General features: G+C 40.0%; 27 protein-coding genes and 1 tRNA gene. 12 read left to right on the forward strand and 16 right to left on the reverse strand.

Features of this window, described 5'->3' with window-relative positions; genetic code table 11:
* The first annotated feature begins 40 nt into the window (after positions 1-40).
* On the forward strand, positions 41-1,075 hold the full coding sequence (locus LA313_RS10760; protein WP_228914787.1) for a YihY/virulence factor BrkB family protein: 1,035 nt from the start codon (positions 41-43) through the stop codon (positions 1,073-1,075).
* Between the two features lie 105 nt (positions 1,076-1,180).
* Positions 1,181-1,729 (forward strand): type 1 glutamine amidotransferase domain-containing protein, encoded by a 549-nt coding sequence (locus LA313_RS10765; protein WP_228914789.1) that lies wholly within the window; start codon positions 1,181-1,183, stop codon positions 1,727-1,729.
* An 82-nt stretch (positions 1,730-1,811) separates the two neighbouring features.
* Here the strand turns inward: LA313_RS10765 and LA313_RS10770 are convergent, their stop codons facing one another.
* Positions 1,812-2,138, reverse strand: coding sequence for a hypothetical protein (locus tag LA313_RS10770; protein ID WP_228914791.1), 327 nt, complete (start codon positions 2,136-2,138; stop codon positions 1,812-1,814).
* A 96-nt stretch (positions 2,139-2,234) separates the two neighbouring features.
* Positions 2,235-3,314, reverse strand: a complete 1,080-nt coding sequence (gene aroB / locus LA313_RS10775; RefSeq protein ID WP_228914793.1) for a 3-dehydroquinate synthase — start codon at positions 3,312-3,314, stop codon at positions 2,235-2,237.
* A 100-nt stretch (positions 3,315-3,414) separates the two neighbouring features.
* Between aroB and LA313_RS10780 the strand changes: the two genes are divergently transcribed.
* The gene (locus tag LA313_RS10780) at positions 3,415-4,626 is read left to right on the forward strand and encodes a proline dehydrogenase family protein (protein ID WP_228914795.1); all 1,212 of its coding nucleotides are present in this window, start codon (positions 3,415-3,417) and stop codon (positions 4,624-4,626) included.
* A gap of 19 nt (positions 4,627-4,645) precedes the next feature.
* The gene (locus LA313_RS10785) at positions 4,646-5,149 is read left to right on the forward strand and encodes a 1-acyl-sn-glycerol-3-phosphate acyltransferase (RefSeq protein ID WP_228914796.1); all 504 of its coding nucleotides are present in this window, start codon (positions 4,646-4,648) and stop codon (positions 5,147-5,149) included.
* Positions 5,150-5,196: 47 nt separating this feature from the next.
* Here LA313_RS10785 and LA313_RS10790 read toward each other — a convergent pair whose 3' ends face one another.
* The 3 genes from LA313_RS10790 to LA313_RS10800 all read right to left on the reverse strand — a co-directional run bounded on the left by LA313_RS10790 (position 5,197) and on the right by LA313_RS10800 (position 8,434).
* Positions 5,197-6,429, reverse strand: a complete 1,233-nt coding sequence (locus LA313_RS10790) for a baeRF3 domain-containing protein (RefSeq protein ID WP_228914797.1) — start codon at positions 6,427-6,429, stop codon at positions 5,197-5,199.
* 103 nt (positions 6,430-6,532) lie between these two features.
* Positions 6,533-7,357, reverse strand: a complete 825-nt coding sequence (locus tag LA313_RS10795) for a DUF1853 family protein (RefSeq protein WP_228914798.1) — start codon at positions 7,355-7,357, stop codon at positions 6,533-6,535.
* Positions 7,358-8,434 (reverse strand): AI-2E family transporter, encoded by a 1,077-nt coding sequence (locus tag LA313_RS10800; protein ID WP_228914799.1) that lies wholly within the window; start codon positions 8,432-8,434, stop codon positions 7,358-7,360. It abuts the gene before it with no gap.
* A gap of 125 nt (positions 8,435-8,559) precedes the next feature.
* On the opposite strand from LA313_RS10800, the gene LA313_RS10805 reads away from it, so the two are divergent.
* A complete protein-coding gene (locus LA313_RS10805) occupies positions 8,560-9,348 on the forward strand; it encodes a tRNA pseudouridine synthase A (RefSeq protein ID WP_228914800.1) in 789 nt (262 codons plus the stop codon).
* 72 nt (positions 9,349-9,420) lie between these two features.
* Here LA313_RS10805 and recQ read toward each other — a convergent pair whose 3' ends face one another.
* On the reverse strand, positions 9,421-11,523 hold the full coding sequence (recQ, locus tag LA313_RS10810; RefSeq protein ID WP_228914801.1) for a DNA helicase RecQ: 2,103 nt from the start codon (positions 11,521-11,523) through the stop codon (positions 9,421-9,423).
* Positions 11,524-11,639: 116 nt separating this feature from the next.
* On the opposite strand from recQ, the gene corA reads away from it, so the two are divergent.
* Entirely contained in the window at positions 11,640-12,722 is a 1,083-nt protein-coding gene (corA, locus tag LA313_RS10815; protein ID WP_228914802.1) for a magnesium/cobalt transporter CorA, read from the forward strand.
* Positions 12,723-12,731: 9 nt separating this feature from the next.
* Here the strand turns inward: corA and LA313_RS10820 are convergent, their stop codons facing one another.
* On the reverse strand, positions 12,732-13,199 hold the full coding sequence (locus LA313_RS10820; RefSeq protein WP_228914803.1) for a hemerythrin domain-containing protein: 468 nt from the start codon (positions 13,197-13,199) through the stop codon (positions 12,732-12,734).
* Positions 13,200-13,389: 190 nt separating this feature from the next.
* Here LA313_RS10820 and LA313_RS10825 point away from each other — a divergent pair, with 190 nt between their 5' ends.
* The 5 genes from LA313_RS10825 (at position 13,390) to LA313_RS10845 (ending at position 18,448) form a co-directional block, all read left to right on the forward strand.
* Positions 13,390-14,355 (forward strand): TIGR03885 family FMN-dependent LLM class oxidoreductase, encoded by a 966-nt coding sequence (locus LA313_RS10825; protein ID WP_228914804.1) that lies wholly within the window; start codon positions 13,390-13,392, stop codon positions 14,353-14,355.
* Between the two features lie 9 nt (positions 14,356-14,364).
* A complete protein-coding gene (locus tag LA313_RS10830) occupies positions 14,365-16,005 on the forward strand; it encodes an alpha-amylase family protein (RefSeq protein WP_228914805.1) in 1,641 nt (546 codons plus the stop codon).
* Entirely contained in the window at positions 16,002-17,597 is a 1,596-nt protein-coding gene (locus tag LA313_RS10835) for an alpha-amylase family glycosyl hydrolase (RefSeq protein WP_228914806.1), read from the forward strand. Before LA313_RS10830 ends, LA313_RS10835 begins: the two co-directional genes overlap by 4 nt.
* Before the next feature lie 3 nt (positions 17,598-17,600).
* Positions 17,601-17,972, forward strand: coding sequence for a sensory rhodopsin transducer (locus tag LA313_RS10840; protein ID WP_228914807.1), 372 nt, complete (start codon positions 17,601-17,603; stop codon positions 17,970-17,972).
* A gap of 137 nt (positions 17,973-18,109) precedes the next feature.
* Positions 18,110-18,448 (forward strand): hypothetical protein, encoded by a 339-nt coding sequence (locus tag LA313_RS10845; protein WP_228914808.1) that lies wholly within the window; start codon positions 18,110-18,112, stop codon positions 18,446-18,448.
* Positions 18,449-18,473: 25 nt separating this feature from the next.
* Here LA313_RS10845 and LA313_RS10850 read toward each other — a convergent pair whose 3' ends face one another.
* From LA313_RS10850 to LA313_RS10865, 4 genes are read right to left on the reverse strand one after another with little or no spacing between them, the layout of a single operon-like run.
* On the reverse strand, positions 18,474-19,370 hold the full coding sequence (locus LA313_RS10850; RefSeq protein WP_228914809.1) for a M14 family metallopeptidase: 897 nt from the start codon (positions 19,368-19,370) through the stop codon (positions 18,474-18,476).
* 18 nt (positions 19,371-19,388) lie between these two features.
* The gene (locus LA313_RS10855) at positions 19,389-20,438 is read right to left on the reverse strand and encodes a glutathione synthetase (RefSeq protein WP_228914810.1); all 1,050 of its coding nucleotides are present in this window, start codon (positions 20,436-20,438) and stop codon (positions 19,389-19,391) included.
* 54 nt (positions 20,439-20,492) lie between these two features.
* Complete coding sequence (locus LA313_RS10860) at positions 20,493-21,542, reverse strand: glutathione synthetase (RefSeq protein WP_228914812.1); 1,050 nt, start codon at positions 21,540-21,542, stop codon at positions 20,493-20,495.
* The gene (locus LA313_RS10865) at positions 21,539-23,425 is read right to left on the reverse strand and encodes a flavohemoglobin expression-modulating QEGLA motif protein (RefSeq protein ID WP_228914817.1); all 1,887 of its coding nucleotides are present in this window, start codon (positions 23,423-23,425) and stop codon (positions 21,539-21,541) included. The genes LA313_RS10860 and LA313_RS10865 overlap by 4 nt, the downstream gene beginning before the upstream one ends.
* 348 nt (positions 23,426-23,773) lie before the next feature.
* Here LA313_RS10865 and LA313_RS10870 point away from each other — a divergent pair.
* Positions 23,774-23,847 (forward strand) — tRNA-Arg (locus LA313_RS10870).
* 482 nt (positions 23,848-24,329) lie between these two features.
* On the opposite strand, the gene LA313_RS16415 is transcribed toward LA313_RS10870, so the two are convergent.
* From LA313_RS16415 to LA313_RS10890, 5 genes are read right to left on the reverse strand one after another with little or no spacing between them, the layout of a single operon-like run.
* Positions 24,330-24,428: a hypothetical protein gene (locus LA313_RS16415; RefSeq protein WP_333473553.1), complete on the reverse strand. Its 99-nt coding sequence runs from the start codon at positions 24,426-24,428 to the stop codon at positions 24,330-24,332.
* Entirely contained in the window at positions 24,394-24,609 is a 216-nt protein-coding gene (locus LA313_RS10875; RefSeq protein ID WP_228914818.1) for a hypothetical protein, read from the reverse strand. Before LA313_RS10875 ends, LA313_RS16415 begins: the two co-directional genes overlap by 35 nt.
* 17 nt (positions 24,610-24,626) lie before the next feature.
* The gene (locus LA313_RS10880) at positions 24,627-25,313 is read right to left on the reverse strand and encodes a DUF2490 domain-containing protein (protein WP_228914823.1); all 687 of its coding nucleotides are present in this window, start codon (positions 25,311-25,313) and stop codon (positions 24,627-24,629) included.
* Between the two features lie 18 nt (positions 25,314-25,331).
* On the reverse strand, positions 25,332-26,045 hold the full coding sequence (locus LA313_RS10885; RefSeq protein ID WP_228914825.1) for a TVP38/TMEM64 family protein: 714 nt from the start codon (positions 26,043-26,045) through the stop codon (positions 25,332-25,334).
* A 36-nt stretch (positions 26,046-26,081) separates the two neighbouring features.
* On the reverse strand, positions 26,082-26,933 hold the full coding sequence (locus tag LA313_RS10890) for an SdiA-regulated domain-containing protein (RefSeq protein WP_228914827.1): 852 nt from the start codon (positions 26,931-26,933) through the stop codon (positions 26,082-26,084).
* Positions 26,934-26,935 lie beyond the last annotated feature (2 nt).

Consider the following 26,935-nt stretch of genomic DNA (forward strand, 5'->3'; position numbering starts at 1 on the left):
GAGGGCTTTTTTTATTAATTTAAATTCTTATATGATTTCTATGAGCTTAATTAAGCGAAAATTACTCACATTCTGGGCACTATTAAGGCATTCTTACGTAAGCTGGAACAGGAATGATTCATGGGCCCGAAGTGCTACAATTGCTTATTACGCATTATTCTCGTTACCCTCTTTACTTATTATTGTAGTAACAGTTGCAGGTTATTTTTGGGGAAAGGAAGCTGTACAGGGGAGGATCACCCAGGAAATAGGGGAATTCATTGGTGTAGATGCAGCAAAAGCCATTGAAGGAATGGTAGCCAACGCAGCACTCGATCAAACCTCGACCTGGGCCGTGATCTTCGGTTTTGCCTTTCTTATTTTTGGTGCTACGGGAGTATTCTTTCAGTTAAAGGCAGCAATGAACAACATTTGGAATATTGCTGTAAAAAAATATACGGTTAAAAGGATTGTTATAAACAGGGTCATTTCCCTCGGAATGGTTTTCGTTCTTGGTTTATTGCTCCTTATTTCGCTCGTCATATCGGCAATTTTAAAAGCTATAAATGATTATGTAGCATCAATTGCTCCCGTTATTACTACATTCCTGCTTAAAATATTGAATTTCTCACTTTCTTTTGCCATTATTATGTCCCTCTTTGCGGCCATTTTTAAATGGTTACCTGATGTAAAATTGAGGTGGAAAACAACTTATTTAGGAGCCATGCTCACCACCTTTTTATTCCTGATAGCCGAATATTTAATTGGTTTTTATTTTGGCCAGAGTAATCCCGGTTCTATATACGGTGGGGCTTCCTCTGTGGTCCTGATTCTGCTATGGGTTTATTATACCTGTCTTATTGTATTCTTTGGAGCCGAATTTACAGTGCAATATGCCCTTCACAAAAAGGAGAGGGTGGAGCCAAATGAATATGCCGAACCTGCGATCTACCAGGAGCTTGAAAGGCTTGAGCAGAAGCGGGGTCAATTGATTGATGAAAAGAGGATCCTGGATACGCTTCAATCACATTCAGATAAGGCAAAGGAAGAAAACCTACAAGAAGAGCAGGAAGAAAAAAAGAAAACTAAATCTTAATCAAAGTTTAACCTTCCCTTGTTCGATTTTAAAGGCTTTTTAGTACAAAATACCTTTTGCATTAACTATCTTATCTCTTATTGTTAAACCAAAAAAGGAAAAGATATGAATAAGAAGGTAGCCATTTTGGCAACACATGGATTTGAAGAAGTAGAATTGACCTCTCCAAAAGAAGCAATGGAAGATGAAGGATTTGAAGTGCATATTGTAAGCCTTGAAAAAGGTAAGATTAAAGCCTGGGATAAGACCGACTGGTCAAAAGAGTACAATGTAGATAAAGTAGTAGGAGAAGTGAATGCAAGTGACTATAACGCGCTTATGCTTCCTGGGGGAGTTATGAATCCAGATAATCTAAGAACGAACGAGAAGGCTCTAAAATTTGTACGTGATTTTTTTGAACAAAAGAAACCTGTAGCAGCCATTTGTCATGCGCCATGGACCCTCATAAGTGCGGGAGTGGTCAAAGGAAGGACTATGACCTCTTATAATTCCATGAAAGATGATGTAAAAAATGCAGGAGCAAACTGGGTTGACGAAGAAGTAGTTGTAGATGAAGGATTCGTTACAAGCAGAAATCCGGACGATCTCCCTGCATTTAATGCTAAGCTGATAGAGGAAATCAAAGAAGGAAAACATGAGGACCAACATGCTTAACCCTTTAACTCTTTTCAAGTCTTAAAGAAAAAAGAAGCCGCTCTAAAAATGACATTTTTGAGCGGCTTTTTTTATGGTTTTTTTATAAATCCTGATCCTCGTCTTCAGGCTCTTCTACCTCATCCTCGACATCTTCATTCTTTTCCGGAAGATCCACAATGGGTTCATTAAAATCTGAATCATCGTAGTCTTCTTCATCATAATTTGCCATTGTGTTCTCAAGGCGGGTACTTACCTTCACCAGGTAAATACTGTCTTCGGTCCTTACCTCAACCGCCTCAACCGTCTCATTTTTTGCATTTTTAAATGAGATGATTTGATCATCGTCATACCCATCAGGATATTTGTCAACGAGTAGCCCCAAAATTTCGGGAGTAAGCTTTTTGTAATCAACAATGATTCTTTTCATAAGTAATTTTTAAGTCCTCCTTCTAGGCGAAAATAGCAATTCATATTTCCGCCGCCGTTAAAATAAGTAAAAAATTTAAAGTCAATCTTAATTAAACTATTCATTCTCTGGAAGTGCAAGGTAAAACCTAAATGCTTCCAGAATGAGAGAATTTGGTACCTCCCGATCAATAACCGGTTCGCCAATTTTCCGCAAAAGAACAAAATTTATTTTTCCTCCCTCATTTTTTTTATCATATTTAAGTAAGTCTATGATCTTTTCCTGATCTTCAATGGAAATGGTGATCCTGCCGTACATTGAATGAATAGAATTTCTTATTTCATCTCTTTTGTGGATAGGAAATCCTTCAAGTTTTGAGGAAAGAAATGCAGCTAATACCATTCCTGCGGCAACGGCCTCCCCATGAAGTAATTTTTGTTTTTCGGGATCTACAAGAAAAAAAGACTCAATTGCATGTCCCAGGGTATGGCCAAAATTGAGACTCTTACGTAAACCTTTTTCCAAAGGATCCTCCTTTACAATCTTTTCCTTTATGACTACCGATTCCTTTATTAGATCTTCCAGGTCTGTTATGCCCAGTTCTTTAAGCGAATTAAGACGGTTCCAGTAGTCCTCATCTGCAATTAACCCATGTTTAAGCATTTCGGCAAGGCCGCTGCGCATTTCGGCTGCGGGTAAAGTTCCTAAAAATGAAGTATCGGCTATAACCATTTCAGGTTTTTTAATGACCCCTACCTGGTTCTTTAAAGCTCCTAGATTGACCCCGTTTTTTCCTCCCAGGGCAGCGTCGACCATAGCAAGCAAGGTAGTGGGGAAATGTACGCAAGCGATTCCCCGTTTAAAGGCAGCCGCTACAAACCCCCCTAAATCGGTCACCACACCTCCGCCAAGATTTACCAGCAGACTTTTACGGTCTCCTCCCAAATGGGATAATGTGTCCCACAAGGAACTACAGGTATCCAGGGTCTTATTTTCCTCCCCGGCGTCAATTTCCAGAATTTCTAAAGGAATATTAGTTTCCAGTTGCTGAAGAAAGGGAGCAAGGCAGTGAACATGAGTATTAGTGTCTACTAACACAAAAATTTTCGTGAAGCTTTCCTGCTCTATAAAATGGTTGAATTTTTCGTAACCTTTTTCATTAAAAAAAACCGAAGATTCGGCAGATGCTTTAGTCATGGATCCAAATTATAAATACTCGTTAAATGGCCGAAAATAAGGAGAAAAATCCTAACATTCTCCACTCAATAATTATCTTTGTATACCCTAATTTGGATAAATGATCACTAAGAAAATATTTAATGATACTGAAACAGCTTTTAGACTAAAATCTGATTCAGAATTGAACCGGGCAATCTTTCTTTTTGAAATGATAGACCGGCCATTTTTGGTCAAAACAGGAACTGCGATGACCAATCTTGCTCTCAAGGCACATCTGCCTGTAGAGGGCCTTATTAAAAAAACAATTTTTAATCAATTCTGTGGTGGAGTGACCGAGAAGGATTGCCTTCCTACTATAGAAAAAATGCACAGTAAAAATCTTCACAGTATTCTTGATTATTCAGTAGAAGGGAAGGAGAAGGAAAGCGAATTTGAAAAGGCCATCGAGCGGAAGACCAATATTGTTAAATTTATTTCTAAACGTAAGGAGTTGCCGTTTGCAGTTTTCAAACCTACCGGTATTGGTCGCTTTGAACTTTGGCAAAAGGTATCTGCAAATGCCAGTCTTTCTCTTGAAGAGGAAGAAGAGTGGCAAAGAGTGAAAAATCGTGTGAATAGAATCTGCGAGGAAGCTTATAAACTCGGTGTTAGTCTCCTGGCTGATGCCGAAGAGAGCTGGATGCAGGATGCCGCCGATGTTCTTATGGAAGAAATGATGTTCAAGTATAACAGGGAGAGGGCAGTTATTTTCAATACCCTTCAATGTTATCGTTGGGACAGGATGCAATATTTAAAAGATCTGCATAGCAGGGCCAAAGACCAGGGATTCGTAGTGGGAGCCAAAATTGTACGTGGTGCTTACCTTGAAAAGGAAAATCAGAGAGCTGCAAAAATGGGATATACTTCCCCTATTTGCGAAAATAAAGAAGCTACAGATGTGAATTTTAATGGGGTACTAACTTATTGCCTTGCCCATATCGATGACATCTCTGTTTTTATTGGAACCCATAATGAAGTGAGCAATTATCTGGCACTACAGGTAATGGAAGATAAAGGCATTGAGAAAGATAATGACAGGGTTTGGTTCTCCCAGTTATTCGGAATGAGTGAACATATTAGCTATAACCTGGCCGAGGCCGGTTACAACGTCGCCAAACTTGTACCTTTTGGTCCTGTGAGAGAGGTTGTACCATATCTTATTAGAAGAGCCGAAGAAAATACTTCTGTAAAAGGCCAAACCGGAAGAGAGTTAGGTCTCCTATACGAAGAAAGAAAGAGAAGAGGAGGGGAGATTACAAAGAGTAACAGAGAGAGTGAACTGGCTGGCTAGATTTATTTACTTTAGAATTATGGGCTGGAAATTCTACGGAAGCTGGCCCGATAATTTAAAGAAGGCTATAGTCATTGTGGTTCCACATACCAGCTGGCACGATTTCTACCTTGGGCTCCTGGTGAGAAGGATACTTGGGGTGGATATTAAATTTTTAGCTAAAAAGGAATTGTTTAAACCTCCTTTTGGATGGTATTTTAAATGGATGGGTGGTACTCCTTTAGACCGCACTCCGGGGCAGAAGAAAGTAGAGGCTATTGCAGCTTTGTTCGATCAAAAGGAAGTTTTGCGTATAGCTATGTCTCCCGAAGGCACCCGGAAAAAGGTTGCAGAATGGAAGACTGGGTTCTATTACATTGCAAAAGCCGCAAATGTTCCAATCGTTATGATTGCCTTCGACTTTGGAAATAAAAAGGTGAAAGTATCAAAGCCTCTTTATGCCACGGCCGATAAAAATCTTGATTTCATAAAGATCAAAAAATTCTATGAAGACGTCACGGGTAAAATAGCCCAATACTCATAAAAAAAGCTGCCCCTTAAGGCAGCTTTTTCATTTTCTAATAATCTAAATTAATACCTGTAAACGGCATTCATTTTTGATTTTTTATTTGGCATGAACTCTTCTTCAATGAGATATACCGTTCCATTTTGCTCAACTACTTTAACGGCGGCCAGGTTCATTAGGGAAAGACTGCCATTTCTTTTTTCTTCATGCACATCAACAGAAGCCATATTTTCATTATAATTCCCCCAGATGTCTTCCCGGTTCTGAAGAAATAAAGTGTCCACTTTCCCTTCGTAAATAGCAGGAATAATGTCTGACACGCTTGTAGAAGTTCGGGAAGGATTAAGGTCGTTGAACTGGGCCATTTTCTCCTCTCTTTCTTTTCTAAAATGTGGTTCAAGAGTGTCCAATGCGGCTGCATGAAGACTAAAAATACTCTCATGGTCTGCTTCGGGATTACCCGGCACCGGTTTAGGATATAAATTTTTATAACGGCTGGTTTCCTTGTAAATCGGGAAGAAGGAATCCTGGCAGGCGACAATGAGTGGAACAGATTCATTATTAAGAACCTCATAGATTCCTTTATCCACAGCTCTAAAAAACCTCAGGATCTCATTTTTCCTGTCACGATTAGCTGCTTCATATCCATGTTGCGTCGAGCTGCCTTCTGCACCGGCTCCTCCGCTACTGCGCTGGGTTTTGTGCTTACTGTTCTTTTCTTCATAATCGTATCCCACTCTGTCTTCCAGTTGATCTGGAGTGAGATCACCAATTTCTACTTCACCAATAGAATATTGGGTGGCCTCATAGAGTTTCACCTTGTCCAATTGTAAATGGAGTAGAAAAAATCTTCCATCTCCGTTGAACATAGGTACAAGAGGCTTGAGGTAAAAATGATCGGCTACATAGGTATAGGCTTCAAAGTATATTGGCAGGGTATACTGCCTCGAAAAACCATCTGCAAGAAAGAGTGCAAGCCCGTCGCTCTGATGTCTCCAGAAATCCCGGTCATCCATCAGGTCAAAAACAGGTTTTCCCATCTTGTCAATTTTATCCTGCGGATATCCCATATTCTTTAGTTCCTCAACGGCTTTCTTCCACTGGCTTTTTAAATTGATCTTATCTTTTTCTTCAAGGACGTCTTTTCCCGCTCTTACAGTGGGAATAAAAATAGAGATGCAGGGGTTGCTGTCAAATTTTGCTAATTCCTCAAATTGTTCTTTCGTCAAAATTGGCATGATCTGTTGTGTTTTAGAGAAGATTTTCCCTCGAAATTGAGAGGCTTCTTCCTGATTCATAAATGCCAAGTTAATATACTAATATGTGAAATAAGGCATAGGACGGGCGTTCATAATTTTTCCTTAAGGAGATCGTATTTTGCCGTTAATATATTCCAAATAGCTACCACCACACTATGAAAAAACGTTCAAGCTCTCCCCTGGATGTTTTCATCCATAGTAGGGGAGAAAATTTTCTTTCCAGTAATGTGTGAATTTGTTCCTCAATTTCATCATAGGAAAACCACTTCTCATTTGGTTGTGGAGATACCGGCCAGTATTTCTTGGTGGGGGTGAAAAATACATTTTTTCCATAGGTTTCAAAAGTAAATTCTGAAGCCTTTATCCAGTAACCAGCAATCGTTTCAGGATTTATGTGATCGAAAGATATCCTCTTCATTTGCTTCGGAAGAAAAACAGATGCTTTAAAACACATTTTTTGGACTACATGTTCAGTACTAATATCTAAAGAGGATAAAAAATGTTGAGTTGCCTCCTTAAAGAGTAGGGGGAATTGCTTTTTTTGAAGTCTTTCCAATTTTTTGTTCAAACTGTCCCTCTTATTTGGTCCAATTAAATGATCAAGTTCTGAAGCACCCGAATCGGGATCAAAAAGGTAGAATTTGTAGATCAATTCTATATGGGAAATAATTCCTGAGGCAGGATCCTTCAGCAGAAAATCCAGCTCGCCCCGGGTTGTTTTATCTTCAATGATCTGCCGGTTTTGAACTAAAATTTCTTCCGAAGTAAAATGAGAGACATAAAAAGCAAAAAAATGTTCCATCCGCTTCCCCAGGACACTTTGTTTGGGTGCCGATATTTTCGCGGGATTTATTTGTGGTGTTACTTTACTTGTCTGGTAAAGCGGGTACTCAAAAAAGGCATTTTCAGCAAATATTTGCGGAGTGCGAATAAATCCTTCAAACTGTTCTTCAAGAGAAAATTTCATTTAGTCGTCGTCCTCTTTACTAAAGAGAAAAGCAAAAGGTTTTAGTGGAGGAATATGAGAAAAAACAACATTGAAAATGGCTAAAATTGGTATAGCCAGGATCATTCCCATTATGCCCCAAATCATCCCGCCAATGATCACTGCCAGGATAACAAAAAGCGGGTGAAGATCAACCTGGTCTCCCACTACATAGGGTTGTAGAATGTAACTCTCCACAAATTGCGCAATGGTAAAGGTGATGATTATCCCAATAAGCACCGTTGAATCCCCCGAGGTAAGGTAGCCAAAAACTATGGCTAATCCCATCCCAATTATGTTACCTATGTAAGGTATAATACTTAAAATGGCCGAAATAAGACTAACCAGAATGAAATTATTCACCCCGGATATCCCCAGTCCTATGGAGTATAAAACAGCCAGTAAACCTATCAAAATGAGCTTTCCCACGAGGTATTTTTGAGTCACTTTAGCTGAATCCTCTATCACTTTCTTCACTTCTTTCCTTTTGGAATCGGGGAACAACAAGAGTAGAAAATCCTTGAACCTGTGCCGGTAGTTAAGTATGAAAAAGATGTAAATGAAAGTGAGCAGGTAATCTCCAAAGAAACTAACTGCCTGATTTAGAAAAGAAGCTGCTTTTTGCCCCGGATTGGAATTTTCACCCATAAATGGAACTGAAGAACCTTCACCAGACTGTTTTAAATCTTCCTGGTTGAGAGGAGTATGTTCAAGAAGAAAACCCTTTAAATTTTCTATTTTAGGCTGCATGGTTTCTTTTATTTGAGACCAGTCATCCACTACAGTTTTTACTTGCATAGAAACCAGCGCCATGAATCCAACAGAGACTAGTAAAATTATAAAAGTATTGAGTAGGGAAGACGCCGTACGATTAATAAAAGATTTTTCCATCTTACGTGCCAGCGGCATCATCAATAAAGCAAAAATTAATGCGGTGGTAAGGGGAATAAGGAATCCTTTAGCGTGAAACAGACCCTGAAATAAAAAGTAAATTACCAGAATACTTAAGGTGCCAAAAAATAAAATTTGCTTCCCCTTTGAACTCAATGTCTTTTCCATAAAAGTGAAGATACAAAAGTAGCAGCCATTATATTTTAACTAAAAGTTAAAGACAATTCGCACAAAGCCGGATTCGATCAATATTAGCCGAAGATTTTCCATTAATTTCGTGAAAATTAAATTTTGTGAAGCAACAGCGATTTTATTACCTCATTAAGGTACAATACCTTGGATACAGGCTGCATGGCTGGCAAAGGCAGCCGGGCTTAAAAACTGTCGAAGGTCTTGTCAAGAAAACCCTGAAATTCGTTCTGGGCGATAAAAAATTCAAGATCCTTGGCTCCAGCCGTACAGATGCAATGGTTTCAGCGCATGAATCTGCTTTTGAATTATTTACAGACCATGAGCCTCTGGAAAATATTGCAGATTTCATGGTGTTGTTCAACAAGAATTTACCGCCAGATATTAGGGTTCTAAGCATAAAAGAAGTGGACGCAGGCTTCAATATCATCCAGCATCCAAAGAAAAAGGAATATTTGTACCTGTTTTCCTTCGGAAGAAAAAGCCATCCTTTTGCAGCACCTCTAATGGCTACTTTCCTTGAAAACCTGGACATTGACCTTATGATGGAAGGAGCAAAACTTTTTGAAGGAAACCATTCCTTCCATAACTTTTGCACAAAACCTACCCCACATACCATAGTGGAACGGGAAATTGAAATTTGTGAGATCCAACCAAACACGGAAATTACGGCAAGTTTTTTCCCCGAAAGATCTTTCCTTCTAAGAGTCACGGGAACGGGATTTCTGCGAAATCAGATCCGGTTGATCATGGGATGCCTTGTGCAGTTGGGCAGAGGAGAGTTCTCACTTAAAGACATAGAAGAAGCCCTTGATCCCAAAGTAAAATTGCCCATGACCTACATTGCTCCCGGAAGCGGTTTGATTCTGAACAAGGTGGATTTCAAGATTTAATGTCTGTTTGGGATGAGCCGAGACTAATTAGGTAGTTCAAATACAACACTATAAATGAATCCTGAACAGCATTTATTCCTCTTTGCTCAGGATCGTCAATGCCATTCTTATAGTTCCGTAATCCATTTCCTCCTGAAAGTGTTCAAAATACGGCTTTAAGGCATCGGGATTATCTAGTTTGGATTTGGCCTTTTTAACTGCCTCAAGATCACCTTCTGAAATGAATTTCTTTAGATCAACACCTTCACCTGAATCATACAATTTGGAGAGATGTGAAAAAATTGTAGTAGGAGCAAGATTCCTGGTTTGAGCCATTTCTTCAATGGTCATGCCTTCCTTATAAAGTTTGAAGGTTTCCTTATATGTATTTCCCTTTTTGCGGGCTTTCTTCTCCCTCTTTTCTTTGCCGTACGCGATGATCTCTTTTATAAACCTGTAACCGTAATTTTGCATTTTTTGTCTCCCCACACCACTAATCTGCATGAAATCTTCATCGGTCATGGGTCTTTCCTTTTCCATTTCTTTTAAAGTGGCATCATTAAAAATGAGATAAGCAGGAATTCCTTCATCTTTTGAAAGTTCAAGCCGCAGTTTTCTTAACCTCTCAAAAAGAGTGTTTTCTGAAGTTTTTTCTTCTACAGTCTGTTCTTTTCGAAGTTCGGCCTGGATCACCTCTGCGAGCAAGACTTTTTCTCCTTCAAAAAGCACATTTTTGGCAAGACTGGTAAGTCGAAGTTTGTTTTGATCATGAAAAGCAATTTCAACATAGCCCATATTGATTAATTGGATCATGTATTGCTGCCAGTCCCTCCAGGAAACATCCTGTGCAATGCCATAAGTAGTTAACTGCTGATATCCTTTTTCGAGCACCTGTGCATTTTGAGCCCCCCTTAAAACATCGATAACCATTGAAACAGGTTCCTGTTCCCGAAGCCTGAAAATGGTAGAAAGTGCCTTTTGAGCCAATAAAGTTCCATCGAAGAATTCAGGCGGATTTTTACAGACATCACAATTACCGCAATCTTTGGAAATTACTTCACCAAAGTAGCTTAGCAGGATCCTTCGGCGGCAACTTAGAGCTTCAGAATATTGCTTCATGCGCTCAAGTTTTGCCAGCTGAACTTCAGAATTCCCAGAACCTTCAGCAAACTTTTGTAACTGCACCACATCGGCATAGCTGTGGAACAGCAGGGTAGATGATGGCAATCCGTCACGACCGGCCCGCCCGATTTCCTGGTAATAACCTTCCAGGTTTTTCGGCATGTTATAGTGAATCACCCATCGAACATTAGATTTATCGATTCCCATTCCAAAGGCAATAGTGGCACAAATAATATCTGTGCGGTCATTGATGAAATCCTCCTGAATTGAAATGCGGTCATTATGAGAAAGTCCGGCATGATAAGCTTCAGCTTTATGGCCTTTAGCTTGTAATTTGGCCGCAAGTTCTTCTGTATTCTTTCGGCTAAGGCAGTAAATGATACCACTTTCAGACTTTCTACCTTTCAAAAATGCCGAAATCTGTTCAAATTTTTTAATTCCGGGGCGAACTTCCAGGCTCAGGTTTTTTCGGTCGAAAGAAGAAATATGTTTCCTGGCGTGAGGAATATTGAGTTGCTCACAAATATCCTGGCGTGTAGCTTTATCGGCCGTGGCGGTAAGAGCAATTACAGGAGTTTCGGGATGACGGTTCTTAAGATATCCCAACTGTGTATAAGCGGGTCTAAAATCATGACCCCAGCTGGAAATACAATGTGCTTCATCAATAGCTATTAAGCTGATATTTCCTGCGGAAAAAACAGTGTCGATATACTGAAGACTTTCGGGAGCTACATAAAGTAGTTTGATCTCTTTTCTTTCGATCTTGCTGAAGATCTCCTGTTGCTCTTTTTCCTGCTGACTGCTGTTGAGAAAGGCAGCGGGAATACCGTTAGCGGTTAACCCATCGACCTGGTCTTTCATAAGGGCAATAAGGGGAGAGATCACAATGGTGATCCCCGGAAGCAAAAGGGCAGGAAGTTGGAAACAAATAGATTTTCCGCCACCTGTGGGCATGATCACCAGGTTATCATTACCCTCAAAAACCGAATCTATAATTTCCCGTTGCAACGGCCTGAAACTGTCATAACCGAAATATTCCTTTAATGTATCTATTAACTTTGCCTCCTCTACCATGTTACAAAGAAAATGAAACCCTACCAATGCTCAATGGCAGAGGATTGTTAAATACAACTTTTTATAGTGAACTTTAGGTAAGAGGAAATTCTTACTTTTAAAGAAATTATTCTTGTATGGTTAAAAGAACGCGCTACCTCTCCAAAAGGCCAAAATCTAATAAAGCTCTTCACCAGGCGCCGGGAACTGTGACTTATGTTGGTAGAAAGGAACAGGTAGAAACTAAACTGGAGGTAATTGATTATAATGCCGAAAAGTATGAGAGGTTTACTTCAAAACGGCCAGAAGATGCATTTCAGTTTGAAGAAGAGGACCGCACCACCTGGATCAATATTGACGGCCTTAGTAACACCAGTGAAATTGAAAAGATTGGAAAGTATTACGAGCTTCATCCATTGATTATTGAAGATATAGTAAACACCAACCAGCGTCCTAAAATTGATGAGTATAAAGATTATTTTTTCATTGTTGCAAAAATGCTTTACTACAAAGAAGATGGTAGGCTTGAAAATGAACATATAAGCATAGTTTTGGGAAAGAATTATGTGCTCACATTCCAGGAGGCCGGGGGAGATGTTTTTGACGGAGTAAGAGAAAGACTTTCTACAGAAAAAGGCAGAATAAGGAGCCGTGGGGCAGATTATCTTGTTTTTGCTCTCTTAGATGCCATAGTGGATCATTATTTTCTCGTCATAGATGATATGAGTGATAAAATAGAGGCAATGGAAGAGCGACTTTTTGATGCCCAACCAAAGGATGATACCATTCTTGAAATCCAGGAGTTAAAGCGTACCATGCTTAGAATAAGACGTGCTGTGAACCCGCTAAGGGAAGTAGTAAGTCGCCTGGAAAAAATGAATCACAACCTGGTACAGGAGCAAACCATAAACTATATAAGAGACCTTTATGACCATATGCTACAGGTTTCAGAAAATATTGAGATCTACAGGGAAATGACCTGGGGCCTAATGGATATGTATATGACCACGATTAGTAACAAGATGAACGAGGTGATGAAAGTGCTTACCATAATGGCTTCAATTTTTATTCCCCTCACATTCCTGGCCGGTATCTATGGGATGAATTTTGAATTTATGCCCGAGTTGGAGTATAAGTACAGTTATCCCATTTTATTAATAGCAATGTTTCTATTAATTGTGGGGATGCTGTTCTATTTCAGACGCAAACGATGGCTTTAGGTTTAAGATTTATTGCCAGAATTTATCTTCCCAATCATCGGGATCGGGAGTAATAATCTCCTCTTCCTTATTGTTTATGATATTAAGTTTTTCCTCGGGCACTGTCTCCTGCAGTTCCCGGAATAATTCCCGTTCCTCAAACCTTATATGATCATTCAATTCCTTTTCTATTGAGGTGAAGGTTTCTTTAACCGCTTCAGCTTTAAATAGATCCTGCAGTAGGGAATGTTCTTTTATGGCTCTAACCCTCATGGGATGAGAATCTCCCAATAATGGAAAAATCTCCTCCTCCTCAAACTTAAAATGCGGTCTTAATTGAGAAGTGAAGAAGAAATCGGTATATTTTTTAATTCGGTCGAGTGGGACGTTCTTTTTTAATCCTTCTCTTATTTTCCAGCATAAAAGCAGCCCGTGGTGATGATCCCTGCTCAAAGGTTTCAGGGCATGGTGTCGTTTAAGGGGTGTAGGCTTTGTCATAATTTCTTTATTGCTTCACAAAGGTAATTTTATATATCCTGGCAAGGCATGACTGAGGTCATGTATGTACGATCAATGTTTAGGAGAATCAACAATTTATCATTTTTTTAATAACAGAAATCCGGTTTATCGTGTAAAGCTTTATAATTTAGGAGGAATCATTGAAACATTCTAATTAAAGCTGCTATTTATGAAAATTGGTTTCCACGCTTCCCACGAACAATTTACCCCCGGCCATCTTCTCAAACTTGTTCAGCAGGCTGAAGATGCAGGTTTTAAAGCGGTCTTGTCGTCAGACCATTTCCATCCCTGGAGTGACAAGCAGGGACAGAGTGGATTCGCATGGAGCTGGCTGGGTGCGGCAATGCAGGCTACAAACTTGGAATACGGGATAGTGAATGCTCCAGGCCAAAGATATCATCCTGCAATAATTGCACAGGCTGTGGCGACACTAGATCAAATGTTTCCGGGAAGATTCTTTCTCTGTTCTGGCAGTGGTCAACTTCTTAATGAAAATATCACAGGGGAAAAATGGCCGCCAAAGAGGGACAGAAATAAACGTTTACAGGAATCGGTCGAAGTAATGCGACGCCTTTGGCAGGAAGACGGATATCTCAACCATAAGGGAATGTTCACCGTCGAGAGGGCTAAACTTTTTACCAAACCCACTCAAATTCCCACAGTATATGGAGCAGCTATTACAGAAAAAACAGCAGCCTGGCTCTCTTCGTGGGCAGATGGGATGATCACGATCTCCAAACCCGTTGAGGAACTTGAAAAAATGGTAAAAGCCTTTAGGGGAGCAGATGGAAGTGAAAAATCATTGGCTTTGAAAGTACAGGTATCCTATGCGAGTACCCGTGAAAAAGCTTTGGATGGTGCATGGGAACAATGGAGAAATAATATTTATCCTAGCAAGCTAATTGCAGATATTGACAGTCCCGAAAAGTTTGATGCCATGGGCCAAAACACCAGAAAAGAAGACATGGAAAAGCACGTGATCATTGGAAGTGATGCAGATGTCTTTATTGAAAAGATCAAAAAATTCAATGAAATGGGATTTGAAAAAATAATCATCCATAATGTAAATGAGCAACAGGAAGATTATATAAATTTCTTTGAGAAAGAAGTACTTCCAAATCTTCAACAGCAATAACTCACTAAGATGAATAAGTACTGGTACAAAAATGCGGTGATCTATTCGCTGGATGTAGAAACTTTTAAGGATGCAACGGGTGACGGCACCGGAGATTTCAAAGGACTTAAAAATGCCCTTCCATACCTTTCAAGCCTTGGGATCACCTGTCTCTGGCTCCTGCCAATCTTTGATACGCCCAACCGGGACAATGGCTATGACGTAAAAGATTATTATAAAATTGATCCCCGTCTCGGCGACTTAGGTCATTTCACTCAGCTCATTGATGCTGCGGAAGAAGTTGGAATAAGAGTGTTGATTGACCTTGCAGTTAATCACACTTCGACTGAACATTTCTGGTTTCAGGAATCCCGGAAGGACAAAAATTCAGAATACAGAGACTACTACATCTGGGTAGATGAAAAGCCTGAGGACCCGGAGAAAAATATGATGGCAGCCGAAGGTGAAGAAAGCATCAGCTGGAAATATGACCGTACTGCTAAAGCATATTATTTCCATTCTTTTTATCCGCATCAACCCGATCTAAACATAGCCAATCCGCAAGTTCAGGAAGAAATATTCAGGATTATGCAATTCTGGTTGAAGATTGGGGTTTCGGGCTTCAGGATAGACGCTGCGCCTCATATGTTCAAGGAAAAAGGCAGAATGGACTTTGAAGGAGATCCACATAAGATCTTCAGGAATTTCCGGGAATTTGTTGAAACTCAAAAACCCGATGCTATTTTGCTGGCCGAAGTTGATCTTGATCCAAACCAATACAATAAGTATCTGGGGAACGAGGACCAGATGCATATGCTGTTTAATTTTTACGTGAATAACTTCATGTTTCTGTCATTTGCCAGGGAAGAGGCTATTCCTGTAGCCCGGGCCCTGCAAAGAATGCCTGAAGAAATTACCAGAAAAGAACAGCTCGCAACATTTCTTCGGAATCATGACGAATTAAACCTCGACAAATTGAGCAGAACCGAAAGAGACGAGGTCTTTAAAGCTTTTGCCCCCAAAGAAAACATGCGCATTTTTGGTAGGGGAATAAGAAGAAGATTGGCTTCAATGCTCGGAAATGACCGAAAAAAAATGGAGCTGGCCCATAGCCTTCTTTTTACGATTCCCGGCACACCGGTATTGCGGTACGGTGAAGAAATAGGAATGGGGGAAGATCTTTCAATGGAAGGTCGTTCCAGTGTTCGCACAGTTATGCAGTGGGCTAATGACAGGAACGGCGGATTTTCTACTGCACCCACAGAAAATCTTATTAGAAATGTCATTTCCGGAGGAGATTTTGGCTACGAGAAAGTTAATGTAAATGATCAATTGAGAGATCCCGATTCTTTTCTTACCTGGATCTCCAAAGCCATAGATTACCGAAAGGAATTTGCGGAATTTGGATGGGGCCGTAATCACGTCATTGACACCGGTAATCCTCATGTTTTAGGGCACTATACAAAATCTGAAAAAGGAATGGGAGTAGCATTTCATAATTTCTCGGGGAAAGAAATTACCATAAAGCTCGAAGTGGATAAAGAATTATTTAAGGATGTTGTAGATGTCTTCGGAAATATAAGATACGAAAATTTCGACCCCGAAAAAGCTGAAGTAAAGTTAACCCCTTATGGTTACAGGTGGATGCATAAAAAACATAACTTCTTATGAATTACAAAGAATACTTATGGTGGCACAAGGGAACAGTGTATCAAATTTACCCCAGATCATATAAAGACAGTGATGGTGATGGTGTAGGAGACCTACGTGGAATAATTGAAAAACTCGATTACCTGAAAGATCTGGGTATCGATGCTGTCTGGATATCGCCCATTTATCCTTCTCCCATGGCCGATTTTGGCTATGATGTGAGTGATTATACCGGTATTCATCCACTATTTGGAGAAATGAAGGATTTTGATGAATTGCTCAGGGAAGTACATCAAAGAGAAATGAAGCTTATCCTTGACTTAGTACCTAATCATTCTTCAAATAAACATCCATGGTTCCTTGAATCTAAAAGTTCAAAAAACAATCATAAACGGGACTGGTATATTTGGAAAGATCCCGGTAAGGATGGAGGTCCACCTAATAACTGGTTAAGTGTATTTGGAGGTAGCGGCTGGGAATATGATGAGGAAACCGAACAGTACTATTACCATGCTTTCCTAAAAGAACAACCCGATCTCAATTGGAGAAACCCCGATTTGCAACAGGCAATGCTGGCCATAATGAGGTACTGGCTCAAGAAGGGAGTAGACGGTTTTAGGGTAGATGTGATGTGGCATATGATCAAGGACGAACAATTGAGGGATGATCCACCAAATCCTGATTATAAGGAAGGAATGAATTCATACAGCAAATTACTACCGGCCTATTCAACAGATCAGGATGAAGTTCATGACATAGTGCATAAAATGCGGAAGGTAATCGATGAATATGATGAGAGATTACTCATTGGAGAAATTTACCTGCCAATAAGCAAGCTTGTAAGTTATTACGGAGAAGACAATCAAGGTGCTCATTTACCTTTCAATTTTCAACTGCTGCAGCTTCCGTGGAATGCTGCCAGGATCAAAGCTACAATAGATGAATATGAAGGGGCGCTTCCTGAAAATGGCTGGCCCAATTGGGTGTTGGGTAACCATGACAATTCCCGAATTGCAAGCCGGGTGGGGAAGGAGCAGGCCAAAAATGCCGCAATATTGTTGCTAACACTTAGAGGAACGCCTACCATTTATTACGGGGATGAACTGGGGATGCAGGATGTTGATATTCCAAAGGAGAAGATCCAGGATCCACAGGCTTTGAACGAACCGGGGGTTGGGCGCAGTCGGGATCCCGAACGCACCCCGATGCAGTGGGATGCCACAAAACATGCAGGATTTACTAAAGGAGAACCCTGGCTTCCGCTTATGGGTAATTACAAAGAAATTAATGTAAAGAAGGAGTGGGACCAGCCTGGTTCCATGCTTCAGCTGCACAGGAAACTTCTAAAGATTCGGGCGCAGGAGCCGGCCCTGCAAGTTGGTAGTTATGTGCCTGTACTTTCTGAAGAGGAAATTCTTTCTTACATCAGAAAATACGAAAAACAGCAGTTCCTTATTGTTTTAAATCTCACAGATTCAGAAGTGAATTTTGCTCCCGATTTTGAATGGAAAGGAACTGTGGAAGTTTCATCCCACGAAGAATTTGAAGGAAAAGAAATGAGTGATAAAATTAACCTTCCGGCCAATCTGGGACTGCTTATAAAACTGAAATAAACAATGAAAGCATTAGGAAAAAAGACCTGGGTAATAGCTGAAGGCTATATCCCCGAATATGGAACGGGTAAGGAACCTGAATTCACAAGTCATGAAACGGCTTGTATTCTCAACACCTCGAATCAAGATGCCAAGGTGGAATTGACCATCTTTTTCTCAGATAAAGATCCGGTGGGACCCTATAAAGTGACTGTAGAGGCTCAGCGCACCAAACATTTAAGGTTCAACGACTTGAAAGACCCGGAGCCTGTTCCTTTAGGTACAGATTATGCCTGCGTGATCGAGTCTTCTGTGCCGGTAGTAGTACAGCATACCCGCCTGGATTCAAGACAGGCAGAAAATGCCCTTTTGACCACCATAGCATATTCGGAATAAGTAGGACTTTTGTTTTAAGATTAGTGCAATAAATATATCCTTTCAAAAAAGGTGTTTTTTGGTGCTCTTTTTCAGAGGAAATTTTTAGAAGGGAATTAAAAAATTTTCTAATTTTTACTGTACCAATTTAAACCGTTATGAAAAACAAGTTGCAAAATGCGCTCCTGGTGTTTTCTACGATCATTCTCTTTGGTTGTGGCAGTACTATGGAAACCAGGACAATGAAACCGGTGCTTAGAGCCGCTACAGATGCACCTGAAAATTTTATAGCACCGGAAGGTGCTACTACAGGAAATGATTCCTGTAACAATCCATTAACCGATCCCCGGGATGGCACAAAGATTATTATGCAGTCTGCTTTTTCTGGAGGAGTTGGGGATTATGAGGTACCCGACGGTAAGTATGGGGTTCAAAAAGGGGAATTCTTAAGAATAAAATGTGTTACAGGAGAAGTGGTAGGTATCGTGAGACGATAACTACCACCTCTGTAGCAGAGAAAGTTTATTGTTCTTCAATGACAAAAAAGCCATCATTGCCCTGAGACTGGTAAAGGGGCATAAAAATGTACGCATCCCATTCACTTTTTATCTCCTGGCCATTACTTGTTGCAAGTAACTGGCCTTTTTTAATTTTCTGAAAGTTCTTAAAGCCCGGCTCCATTTTAAAGCTATCTCCTTTTTTGATTTCGTGCCGGTATTTGATCTCAAAAGTCTTTTGAGAAGGAGCATTTTTCTCGGTAAAACGTTCCACACATTCGGGATAGCAGGAAACATTCGTCACTTCAAGACCGTTTGCTTCCTTTAAAGCCAGCCATATCATTCCTTCATGGTTTTCAACAGAAGCCTTGCTGGTGTGTTGGCCTGCTTCAAAGACAAAACCTGTAAGACCGGTTCGGCTCATATAGTGATCTATGGCACCGTAGATAATATCACTAAATCCTCTCACAATGTAGGTAGGGAATTTGTGGGCCCAGCTATCATTGTCATTCACATCCTGCACAGATATGTAAGGCAAACTATCTGAAGAGGTTGTGTGGCAGTCCAGAAAATAACGTTTTGAATAATCCTTTTCGGGATACTTTTCAAGGACTTCAATTATTTCATGCATTTCCCTTTGTTCCTGGGTTTCAGGATCGTTGTTCCTGACATTATCTTCGGTCCAGGTGCGGTTCAGGTCTTCATCAATATACCGCTGTTCCTTTTCCAGGGCAGCTTTATTACCCATTACACCTACAATTCGGCCGTTGATCTCGGGTTTGGTTTTTTCAAGTTCGGCAAAGACCTTTTTCAAGGCTTGTACCCCGCTGGGTTCATTTCCATGAACCCCGGCAGTGACAAATAATAATGGTCCTTTTTTATTGGTGGAGTATTCTCCTATAATTCGGGTGTTATCTTTCATTGTATATTTTTTCTGAAGTTATGCCATAGTAGCCAACACCTGATTGGATATCTGGCCCTTGTACAACTTCTTGTATTCAACTTTCTTTTCAATAGCGTCTATCACTACATCCGAAAAATCGGGGAGTCCTATTTCTCCGAAGTGATCCATCCCGCCTGGACTCAGAACATTGATTTCAATGAGCTTGTCTTTGACAATATCAAGTCCTACGAAGAATAAGCCGTCCCTTATTAATTTTGGAGCGGTTATTTCAATGATCTTTTTCATCTCTTCTGTAAGCGGACTTTTATCGCCTGTACCTCCCTGATTAAAATTACTTCGGAATTCTCCCTCACCGGTCAATCTCTTGATGATCCCGTAATTACCGTCTTTTTCCATTACACGGCCATTGAGAAGTAATACTCTTACATCTCCATCTTTGGCTGCAGGTAAATATTCCTGGGCTATAATGTATCCCTGTCCAGAAAGGTTCTCTATGATCTGGTTAAGGTTCTTTTCGTTTTTATCGATAAGGTATACATCTCTACCACCAGAACCTTCAAGAGGTTTAAGAACCATTTTCTTCTTATGTTTTTCGAAGAATTCCATAACGTCCTCTTTCTTACGGGTAATTATGGAATTTGGTTTTATACTGGCAGGAAGTTCTTCAAAGTATAGTTTGTCGATAAAAGCATTGGATAGGGCGTAGGCATCATTCAAAACCAGCACTCCTTCCTGTTGCATCATACGCCCAAAAGCAATACCAGATTGTTCAGCCCATTGGCGGGAAGACCCTTCCTCGGTTGGATTATTCCTTATGAACAGCACATCAAGATCTGTAGCTGTTATTCTTTCTTTTTTAGCTTTATCTCCCTGGAGGAGTTTAAGGTATTCTTCGGGCGTCTTGGCTTCCATTTTTTTAGGAACGTAGGTAGAATCAATAGAGAGCTCTTCGCCCTGCTTAAAAAAGAAGTCTCCTACTCCCATTGCATAAACCTCATGCTTACGTTTACGGGCCTCCTGCATAAGGAACACGGTGGTCCCACAGGTTTCAGTTTCAACATTATTTACAACAAAACATATTTTCATTAATTCTTTGATTTAAGGGATTTCTCCCGGTTTATTATTTTTCTGAATTTTATCTTACTCCATTGTGGCCAGCTCTCTGTTCGATATTCCCGAACCGTAGAGCTTCTTATATTCTACTTTTTTCTCTATGGCTTCAATGATAACATCTGAGAAATTTTCTATACCAATTTTGTGAAGTCCGTCGATCCCACCGGGACTCAGTACATTGATCTCTATAAGCTTATCCTTTACCACGTCCAGGCCTACAAAAAAGTGTCCGTCCCTTTTTAATTTAGGTCCGATGATATCCACTATTTTCTGAATTTCCTCTGTGTGTTCGCTGGCTTCAGGGGTAGCGCCCTGTGAAATATTACTGCGGAATTCCCCATCACCACTAACTCTTTTAATGATCCCGAACTTTCCGTTCTTTTGAAGGATCTTTCCGTTCAGAAGAAGAACCCGTACATCTCCTTCCTTGGCGGCAGGTAAATACTGCTGGGCAATTATGTAACCCTGTGCACTAAGGTTTTCAATGATCTGGTTGAGATTTTTCTCATTCTTGTCGATCAGGTAAACACCGCGTCCTCCAGATCCTTCCAGAGGTTTAAGGATCATTTTCTTCTTATGGTTCTCAAAAAACTCCAGGATTTCCTGTTTATCACGAGTAATAAGAGATGCCGGTTTTACATGGGCAGGTAACTCCTCAAAATAAAGCTTATCTATAAAAGCATTGGAAAGGGCAAAAGCATCATTAATAACTAAAACTCCCTCCTGTTGAACCATGCGGCCAAACGCCACACCAGATTGCTCCGCCCAATGACGCCCAGAATCTTCTTCGGTAGGATTGTTACGAATGAAGAGTACGTCTAACTCTTTTGCTTTAATTTTTTTCATTTTAGCTTTTTCCCCCTGTAGCATTTCAAGATGTTCTTCAGGATTCCGAAGCTTCAGGCTTTTAGGCAGGGAAGTACTAATAATTGTAAGTGCTTCATTTTGAGTGAAACTGAAATCACCGACCCCCATAAGATACACTTCATGGTTTCTTTTCCAGGCTTCATGCATTATATAGACCGTGGTTCCTGCACCTTCGGTCTCCACACTGTTAACTACAAAACATATCTTCATGCATTAATTAATTTGGAAAGGGGGATTCCCTCCCTGATTTGACTTAGTTTTTTTCGGGTTTCTTCGGTATGAAGATATCTTGGGGTAAGTTTCACGGGGGAAAGTACTCGCCTTTCATTCAATTCACTGATAATTGGCATGTGCTCAAGGGCAAATTTCCCTGTGAGCAGGGGAGCTAATTCTCCACCTTCTTCCAGGTGTTTTTTGAGTTGCACCAGTCCTTTTAAATATGAAATATCTTTTGTAAAACCACCTCCCTGCATTATTCTGGAGGTAATATTAAAAGCACGCTGTGGTTTAAAATTATAATCTTTATTGAGCAGCCGGAAGATCTCCTTGAAATCTGCCCCGTGCATGCGGGCCGAAGCTGCGACTACCCGGCCGGCCAGGGTTCGCATCCTGTTGCCGGTAAGCCCGCCAACGAGGTATTCCGATAGAACAGCAAGCCCTTCCTGCAGGGTATCATAATCTGTAAGGCCTATGGATAATAATTTTAAAGGCTGTTGATTCCCATTATAATAAGTGAGGACATGGGTTCCTATTTCGTGCTGGATCAATGCTTTAGTTTCATTTGCATTGAGTTTGTAATCACTTGGCAAATAAAGTTCTCCCCTGGAAACCATAAGGATATTCACATCATCACGAATGTGGACCTTACTGGAAAAATTTTCGTCCTGTTCCCTGAAGTAATCAAACTCCTTATTTGCCAGTACCCTAAAATCTTCTGCTTTCATAATGCTTTCAAAAGCATGATCTTCCTTCTCAGGAACTTCTTTTAAGATAGTTTCAGCTTCATGTTGCAGATCATTGCTAATTTTTCCAAACAGCATCATACTGTTGTAGAAAAAATTATCTGAGCCTCTGTCGCTAAGCATACTTATCTGTAGATCTAGCTCTTCACGTTTTTCCCTGAAGATATAGGAGAGGGCGGGATCATCAATTTCCTCCAGTTTGAGATTATAAAGTCTTCGTTTTAGAACATCTGGATCAAATGGTATAAGCCGGTAATGATAGTTGAGTACCTTTTCATAATTACTTTCGAAAAATGTGTCTTTGATCTGCCGTATGTTGGCAGGGGAAACCAACCACAGGAACTGGTAAGAAGTTTCTATTTCGGCCAGCTGCCGGTCAATTTCCCTAACTTTATTTTGAAGGTTTTTTTGCCCCAGAGCTCTGTAGCTCTTGACTCCGCTGGAGGTTTGGATTCTAATGAACTGAAATATTGTTTTGTGAAGGGCAACTACAAAATCATCTTTAAAGCTTCTAAAGAAAACCGGGTAGTCTTCTCCTTCCTTGCTGCGGTAGACGGGCGGCACCTCAATTCCCAGCAGTAAACATCCGGAAGCTTTTAACTGTTCCAGGTTTAAAAGAGGTTTCTTCCCTTCTGGTTGTCTTTCCAGAGTATCCTGCACTTCGGAAGATCCAAGTTGCAAAGCCCTGTATCCTGAATCAACGTCATCCAGTTCTTCCTGTAAAACTTTAATTGTGGTGGAAAGTTTTTCTGCAGGACCCTTAATTTTAAATTTTCGACTCTCCGGGGCTCCTGCAAAAACCTCAATGATCAAAAAGGATTTAAATTTTGAGGACATGGCTTCACTAAGGCAAAACATGAGCCGTTGGTATCCTTCAAAATCCTTGTTTCCTATAATTAGAAAGGAAGCTTCACTCAAAATAAGACGCACGGTAGCGCGGTCTTTTCCCTTTTCTATATCCTCATCTTCGTTTCTGTAAATAACAAGGTAGGGGAGTTCATCACTCATATGAAGGAAACCACCCCCCGGTAAATGCTTTTCAATCTCGCATTTCTCCTGGAGTTCTTCTACTATTTTTTCAATAGAAATTTCACTAAAAGCCTGTGGTTCATTAGATGTACTTACTGCCATAAAATTTTTTGCTTTTTTTGAGGAATGTGAAAGCCTGTAAATTGACCTGTACTTCCTTTAAAAATGCTCATTAGTAAATTTAAAATATTCAGAAGTTCTGGTATAATTATGCTTATCCAATTAGCTGAAGTTTAGGAAAGATTTAATAGTACTTTTGGAAAACCACAGGGGATGCTTCTTCGTGAAGAAGACCAGAAAACCGAATAGAAAAACCTTGAATTAACGAGGTAGACAAAAAATAAAATTTAATAAATTACTGAAGTCTTTCTACTTATAAAAAATGAGAGAATTAAATATTTTTTTTGCTTGTCTTTTTTAAAAACCTCATTATATTTGCACCGCTTTAATGGTCGCGTAGCTCAGTTGGATAGAGCATCTGCCTTCTAAGCAGACGGTCAGAGGTTCGAATCCTCTCGCGATCACAGAAACCCCTCTTTTCCAGAGGGGTTTTTTGTTGTCTTAAAATACCATCTACACATTTATCCTTATCCCTTGAATTTATTGGGATATCTTTAGAAAGGTATAAAATAAATATAAATGTTTTTCCGTAGTTGTAACCGTAAAAACCGCTGACCTGGATAAAAAAAATTGTATTCGGAGTCATGTTTTTTTAGGATTACGCACACTTTACGCACACTTTTCTTTTTTTAACTTTCATTTATATTTTTTGAGTTCAATTACCCGCGAATGTTACCAATCTCATTTAGAAATATGGAAGGGAAGGAGACCTACAGGTAAATTACATATTGCCGACCTTGCGGCAAAAATCAGAAGGTCAAAAAATACTTTGTCTTCTTTTACCTTCAGTTACAAATAATTGATCCACAATAATCTTCTGATAATGAAGAATGTCTTCAAAACTTAACGTCCTGTCCTTCCTGTCTTTTAGTCATTTTTGAGCAGGTTAATAGCCGACAATGTAGAATTCCCAGGCTACTTCTGGAACATTGTCAAAATACTGCACATCGTTAATCCAAACTTTTCCGAATTTTTTCTTCCTCACTGGTGAGTTCGAAACCCGGACTGGTTTTGGTGATCTTCCTCGTGATCTTGTTGTCCCCGCCCTCAGGATAAGTTGTAATAGAATCTTCAAAGACCGGACTTTTCAGCAAATGAATTTCTCGCAATTCACCAACCAGCTTCACCAGCTGCCAGAATTTCTCCTGATCTGCCGGATAAGGCAACCGCGGAAAATCTATTTTTAAAATTGTTTAGATTGTAAAGCATAATTTATTCCGGTGACAATGAAAAATTCATGAGCCAAGTCGCCCGCATAATCCTCCATTCTGTATTCAAAACCAAGCTCCAGTTCAATATTTTTAAGAGAGGAATTTTCCAAACCAATTGAAAACCTTTGTTCTGCTTCAGGTTTTAACTGGCTTGAAATGGCATACAGGGCTTCAGTTTCAATTCCAAAGGATAGATATTGATTAATGGGTGCTGAATATGCTAATTCATACCTGATTCGATGTATAATATTTTCCCTGAACCGCTGTTCGAGCCTAAATCTATGCGAGAAAGAAAGATTGACAGGTTCCAGTTCCAGCTGTTCAATAATCCTGAACTCATCTGTTTCAGAAGAATCAAAAATATCTGTAAAACGATATCTGAGTCCCAGGCTAAAAATCGTAGATTTGCTGGTTGCGTAATTTGTAAAAAGATTCAGTTCAAGGTGTTCATGTTGATAACCGAAAATTTTTTCGCCGTCAAATGTTTCCTGAAGCATTCCGCGGCTACCAACGCCTACATCTAATGACGATTTCCCTTCTGCAGGAATTGAAAGCCCAACCTCATTCTCAAGAAAGTAAGACTTTGGATTTTGAGAATAGACAAGATTGCTTCCTAAAGTGGAAAAGAGTAGGAGGATAAGAAGTTTAAATTTTGTCATTAAATCTATTCAGATATTTCACTTTTTGTTTTTTCTCTTCTTCTTGTCCCAGTACACATAAAGTCCGAACAGGACCAAACTCACCAAGGAGCCCCACAGCAATCCACTTTTTAAAGCATCTGTGCTTTTCCCAATAATAGCAATAAATAGAGTTAATGGCGCTATACCCACCAGGGTGGCTCCTATAAATTTCCAGTAGCCCATCTTGAGGATCCCGGCCACAAAACTAATTGCGTCATTGGAAAGAAAGGGATTGAGTCGGGTTACGATAACCGCCCAAAAACCGTAATCGTCAATAAAATAACTGATCTTTTTTTCATTCTTATGGCCAATGAGTTTTTCCACAATGACGGGACCAAAATATCTTCCAATAAAATATCCAACCGAAGAGGCTGAAAATACTGCTGCAAGGATGATAAAGCTGCCCCAAACCGGCCCATAAGCGAGCACAGAAACGACCATCAAAAGAATTGTAGGGATCACCAGCAGAAACATTTGTGCGATCATGGCTAGAATTAGTACTACAGGACCAAACCAACCAAAATCTGCAACCCAGGCCTGGATTCTGGCTTCATCATCACTCGTGAGCACATTCCAGGCTTCAGAAAGCCAGGCCTGCACCCCGGGAATAACGAAATATGCAAGAACAAGAGATATAACTATAACAGCCGAAATATAAAGCGGAAGCTTACTCTGCTTTACAGACGCTGTTTCAATTGACTGTTTTTCCATAGGGGGTTAATTATTAATTTTTTTTTGAAATATTTTTCAATTCCGGTTGAGGGACACTTTTAGAATACTGGCGGGTCCATCCTCGGCTTCATTTGAAATGTAGAGTTCTCCCTCAGGATTAAATGTGAGGCCTTCAGGGTTACCAAAATCTTTAAGCTTTAACATGAAAAGTTCTTTGGGCCTGCCGTCATTTTCGGTTATCAAGAGCTTTGGACGGGTGCCGTCAAGGATGAAAAATTCTCCGGTAATAGGGTGGATGTTCATTTCTCCCGGAGTAAATTTTTCTGAAAACTTTTCATCTACATTTTTAAAAATAGGATCTGAAAGATCGATGCTGAAAAATGCATTTTCGTCTGAAGCTTTCTTGTTAAGGTTAAAAGCGAAGACTTCTTTATATTCATCACAATTCTTTCTCTCCTTCACTGCCAGCAGGAGGCGGTCGTTTGCAGGATCGGCACACAGCCCTTCAATATTGATCCCAGGAAGCTGACTAATATTGGTAACATGTCTCTGTACCTGAGGATCTTTTCCCAAATAATCTGAAACTTCCAATATGATTCCGTCACTGCGCAACACATAAGCATCTTTTTCAACTACCGCTATGCCTTCATAATCTCCGCCGTTTCCAAATTCAATTTCTTCTTCAATCTTAGAATCTTTTAGGTTGTAAAGGAAAATTATGCCATCTTCATCCTGCACACAGGCAATACGATTGTCTCCAATCCATGCAATCCCTGATACTTCATTTAAAGCTTTGGGTAGCTCCCATTTTTCAAGAATCTCGTACCGAAAAGTCTCATGCTGCAGTTCCGAAGCTTTTCCCTTGCATGCACTAATTGTCAGTACTCCGCCAATCAAAATCAGTATTCCAAAAATGACCTTTTTCATAG

Source organism: Salinimicrobium sediminilitoris (assembly GCF_020866905.1).
Classification (GTDB): Bacteria; Bacteroidota; Bacteroidia; order Flavobacteriales; family Flavobacteriaceae; genus Salinimicrobium; species Salinimicrobium sediminilitoris.